Origin of the sequence: Pseudomonas sp. 44 R 15, assembly GCF_900004965.1 — a bacterium.
Taxonomy (GTDB): Bacteria; Pseudomonadota; Gammaproteobacteria; order Pseudomonadales; family Pseudomonadaceae; genus Aquipseudomonas; species Aquipseudomonas orientalis_A.
Window position 1 is genome coordinate 20,605 of record NZ_CVTU01000018.1, and the last position, 11,012, is coordinate 31,616.

An 11,012-nucleotide genomic window follows, 5' to 3' on the forward strand; every position below is an offset into this window, starting at 1 on the left:
GTATAAAGCATGAAACAGGACGCCATTCTTTTTATCGATGTCGATGACAGTACGTCTGTTCGTTATAACTACCGGGAGCCGCACTTCGCGGCTGCCCGCGCACAGGGCCTGGTGTGCTTGACGGCGGGTGTGGCAGGGCGCAGGCATGTGCAACGGCTCAGGGATGACAGTGACGCGGTGTTCCTGATCGACGCACTCAACGAGCAGGCCATTCTGGCGTTGGTCGGCCAGCTCGATGGGCAGTATCAGATTCGCGGGATCTTCTGCCAGGCCGGCCATCCGTCCGCGCTGGGCGAAGTCGGTTGTATCGTTGCGCGAGCTTCCCAGCGCCTGGGCCTGGTGCATAGCCGCCCCGAGGCGGTGGCGGCGTGCAACAACAAGTTCCTGATGCGCAGGGTGCTGAAACAGCACGGCATTGCCTCAGTGCCGTTTGCGTTGTGCAATAACGAAGAGCAACTCCAGCAACAGGCCGAACGGGTCGGTTACCCGCTGATCGCCAAACCGCCGTTTGGCGGCGCTTCGGCGTTTATCAGGAAATGCGCCAATTGGGCGGAACTGCGCAGCCACCACGCGCTGTTTGTCAAAGACCACGCCACGGCGGCGTACGCGGACTTCTATGGCTGTGCGCACACCCTATTGGAGGACGACGGCCAACGGCATGCCTACATTCCCGGGCGCAGTCTGTTGCTGGAGGGCTACATCCCCGGTATCGAAGGCAGTGTGGAATGTGTGGTGGCCGGCGAGCGTGTGCATCCACTGCTGATCAACGAAAAACTGTTGCTGACCGAGCGCAGCGGCACGGTGCTCGAAAACCTGCTGATTTCCCCTCCGACCTCCTTCACCGACCGCGAGTGCGAGCAGATCCGCGCGTACGCCGTAGCGTGTCTGAAAGCGGTCGGCCTGACCAACGCCGTGGTGCATTTCGAGTTCCGCATGACCCCGCAGGGCCCTGTGGTGATCGAGATCAACCCGCGCGTGGGCGGGCTCTATGTGAACGCGGCGTTCCGCGATCTGGCCGGTATCGATCCCTATCAGCTGTATCTTTCGTTGCTGACGGGCGAGCAGGGCATCGACGCGCAATTGGAAGCGGGTGCTCGCAAGGTGGCCGAGGCCGGGCAACATTACGCGATGCTGGCGATCTACCCGCAGCACAGCGGTCGGTTTCAAGGCATTGAAGGCGTGGAGTTCCTGGAACAGAACGTTGCGGTGCTCGAGTATGCCCAGCAGGAGCCGGGGCACATGATCGATGCGGATATCGAGGAGCACTATCTGCTCAAGTGCTGGGCCAGAGTCGCGGACGCTGCCGATGCGCGCGCACTGCATGACGCGGTCGGCCAGCACTTGCGCGTCATCATCGACAACCCGGTGGCAGGCTAGCGATATGGATATCCCGACAATTTCCGCGCACTTGCGCGAGCACCATTACTGCCATCGGCCTGACTTTGGCGAGTTGGTCAGTGTCGAGGCGGGCGAAGAGCAGAGCTTTCGTGCGTACTGGGCCAACCTGGTGCGCGACGAGGCGTTCAAGGCGTACACCCATCGCGAGCGGCGTATTCTGCGCTATCGTTTATCACCGTCACGGCAATTGCAGATCGACAGGAGCACCGCGTTCAAGTCGCCTGTCACCTATGCCGTCAACTATCGCCAGGGGGTGAACCATTTGAGCTACAGCGAGGAAGGTTTTATCGAACATCCACTGATGCGCAAGCTGCTGGCCACCGACCTGGCGGTGATCGCACCGCACCTGGACGAGCAGAGTCATACCATCGATATCCACCAGTTCCGTGTGCGGGCGGACGCGCAAGCGTGCAGCCCCACCACGTCGGGGATTCACCAGGATGGTCTGGATTGGGTGTTCATGCATTTTATCGGCGAGCACAACACATTGCCGGTGGTCTCGGAAGTGTTTACCAGTGATGAGGAACGCAGCCGCGTGTTGAATCTGCCGATGACCCGCTTTCTGGAAACCCTCGTGATCGATGACCGAGGGCTCTACCACCGCGCCGGCGATGTGCGCCCGAAGGTAGCGTCGACACCGGCCTGGCGCGACATGCTGCTGGTCAGCCTGCGCAGCGTGCCGGATGATCAAGCGGCGCCGCCTGCATGAGCCACGATCAACAGCTGTACCTGTCGATCCGCAACGCGCGGCTGATCATCTTTGCTCGCGGCGTGTCGGACTTTGGCGCTTTCCTCAACATGGTGGCCTTGTCCACCTATGTCTACTGGCTCAGCCAAAGCGTGGTGTTCGTCAGCATCTTCCTGGCGTGCCGCGTAACCGGTGGCATTGTCGCCAGCCTGTTCGGCATCCCGTTTTTCCGGCGTTTCGCCGGGCGCGGCACCCTGGCCGGGCTGGACCTGGCGCGAGCGCTGTTGCTGACGCCGTTGTTGCTGCTGATCCCTGCGCATCAACTGAGCCTGCTGCCGTTTATCGCCTTCGGTATCGGCCTGTGCAATTCGCTGTTCGCCATCGGTCTCAACAGCCAGTTGCCCACCTGGGTTGCCCTTGAACAGCGGGTCGATACCAACGCCTGGATCACCTCGGCGGCCGCGACCGGCGCCGTGTTCGGCAGCTTGCTGTCGGGGCTGCTGATTGCCACGGGGGGATTCGAGGCGGTATTCGCGGTGAATATCGGCACCTATGTGATAGCTGCTTGCCTGGTCATGCCACTGCGTGCGTTGTACAGCGTTACCGTTGCCACGCATCGCGGCCTTTCGGCGGAGTGGCGCGCGTTGACCAGGGGGCTGCGCGGCGCGCCGGTGCTGGCCGCGATGTTGTTGATCAGCATGCTCGACACCCTCGGCAGTGCGGCGCATAACGTCGGCTGGCCGGTGTTGTCCCAGTACATTTCCCCGGACACGGCCAAAACCGTGATGGGTTACCTGCTGGCGGTCTGGGCCTGTGGCAAGTTCATCGGGGCGCGTATCGCCAGTGCGCTGTTGAAGGGGCGCGGCACGCCAGGCATGGAGCGGTTGTTCATGTTTGGCGTGGCGCTGATGTCCAGCGGGTTTATCCTGACGTTCCAGCAAACCGAATTGTGGCTGGCGCTGCTGTTGGTGGTGTGGGCAGGATTGGGCGACGGGCTGTCCGAAGTGGCGTTGGTCTCCCGCGCGCAAAGCGAACCGGACAGCTTGCGCCTGCCGCTGTTCAGCCTGTTGGTCCTGATTCAGATGGTGGGCTTTGGCGTGGGGATGCTGGTAGTCGGGCCGTTCTACGTGACGTGGACGCCGGCCCAGGTGATCGTGCTGTTCCACGGGCTACCGCTGACGGCGTTGGGCGTGATGACCGTGTGGCTGGGGTGCGCGGCTTACCGGGGCCGGCCGGACGCGTCGGGTTCACCGCCCACCCGTTGATCGCCTCTGTGGAAGGGCGCCGGCGTCCTTGCGCAGGGGCGTGAGTTCAGGACTGCGCCGTAGGCTCCAGCAACTGCGCGCCCGGTCCGCGCTCACCGAGTTGGTCGCCCTGGTTGCGCAACGGGCACGCCTCCATCGACAGGCACCCGCAACCTATGCAGCCATTGAGCTTGTCGCGCAGCATCGACAGTTTATTGATCCGCTCATCCAGGTCTTCCCGCCAGCGTGCCGACAGGCGTGCCCAATCCTTGGCGGTGGGCGTTCGGCCATCGGGCAATGCCTGTAATGCCTCGCCGATGGTCGCCAGCGGAATGCCCAGGCGCTGGGCGATCTTGATCACCACCACCCGCCGCAACACATCCCGTGGGTAGCGCCGCTGGTTGCCGGCGTTGCGATTGCTTTTGATCAGCCCCTTGGTTTCGTAGAAATGCAGCGCAGTGACGGCCACGCCGCTGCGGGCAGCCAACTGGCCAACGGTGAGTTCCTTGTTGAGCATAAAAACCCCGATTCAGCGCTTGACCTTGACTTAACTAGAGGTTTTACCCTGCATGGCACTGGATCGCAAGATTCTGCCTACAAAGAAAGGGGAGTGTTCATGCAGGTATCAGAGAAGAGTCGCGGCTTCACACAGGTGATCGAATTTCACATCGACCCGCGTCATCAGGCGGCCCTGGTGGCGGCCTTGACCGTGCAAAGCGAGCGACTGGCGCAGAGTCATGACGGCTTTTTGCGTGCGAGCGTGCAGGTCAGCGATGACGGGCGGCGGGTGCTCAACTACCTGCAATGGCAATCCCGCGAGGATGGCGAGGCGGCATTCAGGCGCTTCGAGCAGGGCGGCGAGGATTTCTGGACGCTGATCCGCGTGCACCGGGCCAAGGCGGTAATCTTTGATTCGTTCCAGGTGCTGCGCAGTTTTGAGCGCAGCCATGACGACGCCTTGCACTGCCGCCTAAATGGATAGGTGCAGCATCCGCTCGCCCTGCAGGTTTTCCCCCGGCCTGCGCTTGTTCACCGCCAGCTCGCCGATCTTGATCAGCCGCGCGCGCGTGACGTTGCGGCTCAAGCCCAGGAGGCTGGCGGTGTGCACCTGGTTGTAGTGGCTGAAGCGGTAAGCGGCGCGTAACAGCGCGTCCTCGACTTTTTCGTGCAGGGCGCCGGCCTGTTCCTCGAACAGTTTTTGAAAGGCCCGCGCGAGCAACGCTTCGGCGCTGTTGTCGAGGCATTGCTGGCTGTCGTCCTGGCGTTCGATGCGCAGGTTCGACAGGCGCAGATCGTCGCGTTCGATCACGCTGTTGCGGCAGATCAGCAACGTGTGATGGATCACGTTTTCCAGCTCACGAATATTGCCCGGCCAGCTGTAGCTCTTGAGTTTGTGCTCGGCCTCGCGGCTGATGGTGACCGGGCCATAACCCAGGCGTCGGCTGTAGGTGTCGATAAAGTGTCGGGTCAGCGGCAGGACATCGCCCGGGCGCTCGCGCAGTGGGCTGAGCTCCAGGCTGACCACGTCGAGACGGTAGTAAAGGTCTTCGCGAAAATGCCCGGCGTTGATGGCTTTTTCCAGTTGTACATTGGTTGCCGCCAGTACCCGCACGTCGATAGGAATACTCTTGCGCGAGCCCAGGCGTACCACTTCACGTTCCTGCAGCACCCGAAGCAGCTTGACCTGGATCGGCAGGGGCAAATCGCCGATTTCATCGAGGAACAAGGTGCCGCCATCGGCCTCTTCGAACCAGCCCGCCTTGGCGCAGAGGGCGCCGGTAAAGGCGCCTTTTTCGTGGCCGAACAGCTCGGCTTCGACAAGGGATTCAGAAAACGCCCCGCAGTTGACCGCCACGAATGGCCGGTTGCGCCGCGCACTGAGGTTGTGGATGTGCCGGGCTACCAGCTCCTTGCCGGTGCCGGTTTCGCCGATGATCAGCACGCTGGCTTCGCTCGGCGCCACTTGCTGGATGTGGTCGAGCAGGGCCTTGGATTTCGGGTCTTCGAACACCTGGGCCGTGGCACGAATGGAGGTCGCGAGCGCGGGCGAGGGGGGGAGGGTTAATAACTGCATGGACACCTCTCTTGGAAATAAAATACGGGAATTGCCTTTGGCGAGTCGCGGCAACGTTGGCGGGCAGCGTTGTTTATAGAGGGATTCTCATATTCCGTAAATTAATTGATTTACATATTTATAGATCATAAAGAAATAACGAGTTGTGATTATCGAGTTTGCCGCAACGGTTGATAGCGACTATCGAGGACGGTGATTTTTCAGCGTGCGAGGGCGGGAGTAGCCTGTGTTCATTGATTCGACACCTCCTTTGCAGGGCCACCGCCATGATCCGCTCACTCGCTGTTTCGCTGTTGCTTGTCACCTCTGTCCTCGCCGGATGCGCGACCCATCCATCCCCGGAGCTGCGCCCCTACTCCGTCCAGGAAACCCGGCAACTGGCGCTGGAAGCGCTGAGTCGTCGCGGTTTGTCATTCGATGACTATCAACACCAGCGCGCGGCACTGACCGGCCAGCCACTTAAGTCGTTCGGTTTTGATCATCAGGGCGAAATGAATGCCGAGCGCAGCGTAGCCCTGAAGGATCGTCCCAGCTGAGCGGTGCTGTCGCGGTGAAGAGCCCGGGTTTCCCATAAGGAATCTCGGGTTTTTTGTTTTCCATGGCGTGACTTCAGCCTGTTAAGCTGAATTTCAGGAGCGTTCCTACGCACATTTTCATAAAGTGGTCCTTCTTTAACGGCATCCGATCAGTTAAACCTGACAACCTCTGATCTGTTCGATGCCCCCGCGACACTGCTCTCGGGAACACGCTCTGCGAGTTTTTAACACCATGAATAAACGTCCGTTGTATTTCGACTACGCCGCCACCACGCCGGTGGATGAGCGGGTCATCCAGGTGATGGTTGAGTGTCTGGGCTTCAATGCCAATTTCGGTAACCCTGCGTCCAGCTCCCATGCGTTCGGCCAGGCGGCCCGGCAAACGGTCGAGCAGGCGCGTCAGCAGGTGGCCGAACTGGTCGGCGCGCAGCCCGAGCAAATTGTCTGGACCTCCGGCGCCACCGAGTCCAATAACCTGGCGATCAAAGGTGTGGCCCAGGCCCGTGGCGTAACCGGCGGGCATATCATCACCAGCCAGATCGAGCACAAGGCGACGCTCGACACTGCGCGGCAATTGCAGGATGCCGGTGTGGCGGTGACCTACCTGGTGCCTGATGCCGACGGCCTGATCAGTGTCGAAGCGGTCAGTGAGGCGCTGCGTGAAGACACTTTCCTGGTGTCGCTGATGCTGGTCAATAACGAACTGGGCACGTTGAACGATATCCCGGCCATCGGCGCCCGGGTGCGTGAGCAGGGGGCGTTGTTCCATGTGGACGCGGCCCAGGGCGCGGGCAAGGTCGCCATCGACCTGGCGCAGTGGCCGGTGGACTTGATGTCGTTTTCGGCCCACAAGCTTTATGGTCCGAAGGGCATCGGCGCGTTGTACGTGGGGCCTCGCGCGCAGCAGAAGGTACTGGCGCAGATTCATGGCGGCGGTCATGAGGGTGGCTTGCGTTCGGGTACCCTGGCGACTCACCAGATTGCGGGCATGGGTACGGCGTTCGCCCTGGCGGCGGTGTCTTTTGCCGAGGAAAAGGCACAAATCGTGGCCTTGCGTCAGCGTCTGCTGGATCAGTTGGGGTCGATTGCGGGCGTGCGCCTCAACGGCAGCCCCACCCAGCGAATCCCTCATACTCTGAGCCTTACGTTCAGCGAAGGCGAATTCAACCCCAGTGCGTTGAGCGCCGGCATTGCCTTTTCGGCGACTTCAGCGTGCAATTCGGCGAGCAACGCGCCGTCCCATGTGCTTCTGGCCCTGGGGCATGACGCGCGCAGCGCCGGCCGTACCATTCGTTTGAGTCTCGGCCGCTTTACCACCGAGCGGGATATCGACGAAGCGGCACAACTGATCAAGTCGGCCCTGGCCAGCGCACCGGCGTTCTGGGCGGTCTGAAACTTGTCCGCAGTCCATAACAATTATTAGTGGTTAGCAGGAGACACAATGAGTACGCAGCCTTTGACCTCTGGAACGGTTCCCCAGCGCCTGGCGCAGACCCGTGAGCTGATGCGCCGGGAGGGCATTCACGCCCTGTTGGTGCCGTCCGCGGATCCGCATTTGTCCGAGTACCTGCCGGGATACTGGCAGGGGCGCCAATGGTTGTCGGGATTCCATGGTTCGGTGGGAACGCTGATCGTCACCGCCGATTTTGCCGGTGTGTGGGCCGACAGCCGCTACTGGGAACAGGCGACCAAGGAACTCAAAGGCAGTGGCATCGAACTGGTCAAACTGCAACCGGGCCAACCCGGCCCGCTGGAGTGGTTGGCTGAACAAACCCCGGAAGGCGGTGTGGTGGCGGTGGATGGCGCGGTAATGGCCGTGGCGTCGGCACGGACCCTGGGTGGCAAGCTGGCTGAGCGTGGCGCGCGCTTGCGTACCGATGTCGACCTGCTCAATGCAGTCTGGCACGACCGCCCGACGCTGCCGAACCAGCCGATCTATCAGCATTTGCCCCCACAGGCGACCCTCAGCCGAGGCGACAAACTCGCAGCCCTGCGCGCCAGCCTGAAAGACAACGGTGCTGACTGGCATTTCATCGCGACACTGGATGACATCGCCTGGTTGTTCAACCTGCGCGGCGGCGATGTCTCGTTCAATCCGGTATTCGTGTCTTTCGCCTTGATCAGTCAGCAGCAGGCCACTCTGTTCGTGGCGCTGAGCAAAGTTGATGCCGAGCTGCGCGCGGCACTCGAGCGTGATGGCGTGACCGTACGCGATTACAGTGACGTGGCCGACGCGCTGCGAGCTGTACCGGCAGGGGCAAGCCTGCAAATTGATCCGGCACGCGTCACGGCCGGTCTACTGGAACATCTCGACGCCGGTGTGAAGCGGGTGGAAGGCTTGAACCCAACCACCCTGGCCAAGTCGCGTAAAAGCCTGGCTGATGCCGAACATATCCGTCAGGCCATGGAGCAGGATGGCGCCGCCTTGTGCGAATTTTTCGCTTGGCTGGAAACGGCCCTGGGGCGCGAGCGCATTACCGAATTGACCATCGATGAGCATCTGACGGCGGCGCGTACCCGTCGTCCGGGTTATGTATCGCTGAGTTTCAACACCATCGCGGCCTTCAACGCCAACGGCGCGATGCCGCACTACCACGCCACGCCAGAAGAGCATGCGGTGATCGAAGGCGATGGCTTGTTGCTGATCGACTCGGGCGGCCAGTACCTGGGTGGCACGACGGATATCACGCGAATGGTGCCCATCGGTACGCCGAGTGAAGAACAGAAACGCGATTGCACGCGGGTGCTCAAGGGTGTGATTGCCTTGTCCCGCGCTCATTTCCCCAAAGGCATCCTGTCGCCGCTGCTCGATGCCATCGCGCGTGCGCCGATCTGGGCCGAAGGCGTGGATTACGGTCATGGTACGGGGCACGGTGTAGGGTATTTCCTCAACGTGCATGAAGGCCCGCAAGTGATCGCCTACCAGGCGCTGGCCGCACCGCAGACGGCGATGCAGCCGGGCATGATTACGTCGATCGAGCCGGGTACCTACCGCCCTGGGCGTTGGGGCGTGCGGATCGAGAACCTGGTGTTGAACCGCGAAGCGGGGACGACCGAGTTTGGTGAATTCCTCAAGTTCGAAACGCTGACGTTGTGCCCGATCGACACCCGTTGCCTGGAGCCGTCCTTGCTCAGCGCTGATGAGCGCGAGTGGTTCAACGCTTATCATGCCCAGGTACGCGAGCGTCTGAGCCCGTTGCTCAGTGGCGATGCACTCGAGTGGTTGCAGGTGCGTACAGCGGCTATCTGATTCAGGACTGGCTCGGGGCTTCGAGTACGAAGTCCTGACGGTCCCGGCTGAAGACCGCGTCGCATCACCGGCGCTGACTACCCATGCGACGCTCTTGTTGTGCGTCGCTCAGGTACCTATTTGCAAATGACGATCATGCTGCGACTGGTATAGCCGGCAGGGTTGAGGCCGAACGGATAATCCCCTGGCTCCTCGGAGTTCTCGCCGGATTTGGCGATAACCCGATATCCCTTGGCACCGCATGAATTGGCTGCGCTGGTGTAGCACTGGTCCCATGAGGAGGAGAGGCCCGAACAGTTGATGTGCAGCCCTTTCTTGCCTCGTTTCACTTCTGTTTTTGTGGTCGCGGCACACCCAGCAATGCCTACGACCAGCAACAGTATCAAAATTCGATTCATTCCAATCCTTAAATAGCCGCTTCGCAAAAGGATCGAAGCCGGCCTTTACTCGCTCTCGAGCGTAGCGTTCATGCTGTCCGTGTCGAACTTCTCCATGAAAGACATCGTTTACCAGCCTAAACATGGCCTAAATGAGCGTTAAATACCAGAGCTGCCTGCAAAGAGCGTCAGTCGGCGGCTACCAGCGGTTTGGATTCGTTGCGCATTGTCAGCGTCGCACCGACGGAGGCCAGGATAATGCAGGTGATGGCCAGCCATTGCGCGAGCGTCAGTTGCTCATGCAGGAAGAACAGGCCGGAGAGGGCGCCAAACGCCGGCTCGATACTCATCAAGGTACCGAAAGTGCGAGCGGGCAGGCGGGTGAGCGCAACCATTTCCAATGTGTAGGGCAGGGCCGTGGACAAGATAGCCACGCCGATGGCCACAGGAATCAGCGCGGGGCTCAGCAACGCGGTGCCGGCGTGCACGATGCCGATGGGCGCGACGAACAGAGCCGCGATCATTACGCCGAGCGCGGCGGTCTGCACCCCGTTATCGTTCCCCGCCTTCTGGCCGAACAGAATATAGAGCCCCCAGCAAACGCCGGCGCCGAGTGCATACGCGGCACCCACCACGTCAATGCCACTGCTGGCTTCGCCCATCGGAATCAACAGGAGCAGACCGATGACCGCGAGCGCGACCCACAAAAAGTCCACTGCCCGGCGCGATGCATAGATGGCGACGGCGAGCGGGCCGGTGAATTCCAGGGCAACCGCAATACCCAGGGGGACGGTGCGCAGCGACATATAGAAGAGAAAGTTCATGCCGCCCAGCGCCATCCCGTAGACCACGACCGTGCGCAGGGACCTGGCCGTCAGCTTGGCGCGCCATGGGCGCAATAGAAGCAGCATGATCACGCTGGCGAAGATCAGGCGCAGGGTGGTGGTTCCTTGCGCACCAATAATCGGGAACATGCTTTTGGCCAGCGAAGCGCCGGACTGGATGGATGCCATCGCGATCAACAGCAGGCCAACGGGGAAGAGTGTGCAGGCCAGGCTGCGGGGTGGGGTGGTCATTGAAGGTGTTGTCCGAAGTCATATATAGAAGGGCAGAGGGGTTATGATGCTTAACTGCCGCGAACTGCGCAATATATTGCTCAGTTGAGCAAGTGCTGAGGGGTTTCAAACGCAATTGATAGAAAGTTCATATTATTGATTGACGTAGAATTTTATCTGTCTATAATTCGCCCCACTTCCGGCGCAGTCGAAACGGAAAACTCCTTGGTAAACAATGAGTTAAGTGGTTTTCGACAGCAGGCCGCTTCAGTTCATCGAAGCCAAAAGGAAGTTGAAAAAAGAGGTGTTGACAGCAGCGTGTAACGCTGTAGAATTCGCCTCCCGCTTACGAGAGATCGCAAGCGCAAGTGGTTGAAGTTGTTGAAGAAA

11 protein-coding genes are annotated in these 11,012 nt (G+C 60.8%); 7 read left to right on the plus strand and 4 right to left on the minus strand.

The window, feature by feature from the left end; translation table 11 throughout:
- Positions 1-9: 9 nt before the first annotated feature.
- From BFP93_RS01320 to BFP93_RS01330, 3 genes are read left to right on the plus strand one after another with little or no spacing between them, the layout of a single operon-like run.
- Positions 10-1,377, plus strand: a complete 1,368-nt coding sequence (locus BFP93_RS01320) for an ATP-grasp domain-containing protein (protein ID WP_065891641.1) — start codon at positions 10-12, stop codon at positions 1,375-1,377.
- A gap of 4 nt (positions 1,378-1,381) precedes the next feature.
- The gene (locus BFP93_RS01325; protein WP_065891642.1) at positions 1,382-2,107 is read left to right on the plus strand and encodes a 2OG-Fe dioxygenase family protein; all 726 of its coding nucleotides are present in this window, start codon (positions 1,382-1,384) and stop codon (positions 2,105-2,107) included.
- Positions 2,104-3,351, plus strand: a complete 1,248-nt coding sequence (locus tag BFP93_RS01330) for an MFS transporter (protein WP_065891643.1) — start codon at positions 2,104-2,106, stop codon at positions 3,349-3,351. The genes BFP93_RS01325 and BFP93_RS01330 overlap by 4 nt, the downstream gene beginning before the upstream one ends.
- A gap of 46 nt (positions 3,352-3,397) precedes the next feature.
- Here BFP93_RS01330 and soxR read toward each other — a convergent pair whose 3' ends face one another.
- Positions 3,398-3,847 carry a redox-sensitive transcriptional activator SoxR gene (gene soxR, locus BFP93_RS01335; protein ID WP_065888237.1) on the minus strand — a complete coding sequence of 150 codons (450 nt, stop codon included), beginning with the start codon at positions 3,845-3,847 and terminating at the stop codon, positions 3,398-3,400.
- Between the two features lie 99 nt (positions 3,848-3,946).
- Here soxR and BFP93_RS01340 point away from each other — a divergent pair, with 99 nt between their 5' ends.
- On the plus strand, positions 3,947-4,312 hold the full coding sequence (locus tag BFP93_RS01340) for an antibiotic biosynthesis monooxygenase (protein WP_065891648.1): 366 nt from the start codon (positions 3,947-3,949) through the stop codon (positions 4,310-4,312).
- Here BFP93_RS01340 and BFP93_RS01345 read toward each other — a convergent pair.
- A complete protein-coding gene (locus BFP93_RS01345) occupies positions 4,301-5,404 on the minus strand; it encodes a sigma-54 interaction domain-containing protein (RefSeq protein WP_065888238.1) in 1,104 nt (367 codons plus the stop codon). The genes BFP93_RS01340 and BFP93_RS01345 overlap by 12 nt on opposite strands.
- Positions 5,405-5,670: 266 nt before the next feature.
- On the opposite strand from BFP93_RS01345, the gene BFP93_RS01350 reads away from it, so the two are divergent.
- The 3 genes from BFP93_RS01350 (at position 5,671) to BFP93_RS01360 (ending at position 9,190) form a co-directional block, all read left to right on the plus strand.
- Positions 5,671-5,940: a hypothetical protein gene (locus tag BFP93_RS01350; protein ID WP_065891644.1), complete on the plus strand. Its 270-nt coding sequence runs from the start codon at positions 5,671-5,673 to the stop codon at positions 5,938-5,940.
- Between the two features lie 232 nt (positions 5,941-6,172).
- Entirely contained in the window at positions 6,173-7,333 is a 1,161-nt protein-coding gene (locus BFP93_RS01355; protein WP_065891645.1) for a cysteine desulfurase family protein, read from the plus strand.
- Between the two features lie 48 nt (positions 7,334-7,381).
- Positions 7,382-9,190 (plus strand): aminopeptidase P family protein, encoded by a 1,809-nt coding sequence (locus tag BFP93_RS01360; RefSeq protein WP_065891646.1) that lies wholly within the window; start codon positions 7,382-7,384, stop codon positions 9,188-9,190.
- A 116-nt stretch (positions 9,191-9,306) separates the two neighbouring features.
- On the opposite strand, the gene BFP93_RS01365 is transcribed toward BFP93_RS01360, so the two are convergent.
- Together BFP93_RS01365 and rhtA are read right to left on the minus strand one after the other, a co-directional pair.
- On the minus strand, positions 9,307-9,588 hold the full coding sequence (locus tag BFP93_RS01365) for a hypothetical protein (protein WP_065888242.1): 282 nt from the start codon (positions 9,586-9,588) through the stop codon (positions 9,307-9,309).
- A 167-nt stretch (positions 9,589-9,755) separates the two neighbouring features.
- Positions 9,756-10,643: a threonine/homoserine exporter RhtA gene (gene rhtA, locus BFP93_RS01370; protein ID WP_065891647.1), complete on the minus strand. Its 888-nt coding sequence runs from the start codon at positions 10,641-10,643 to the stop codon at positions 9,756-9,758.
- Between the last annotated feature and the right edge of the window lie 369 nt (positions 10,644-11,012).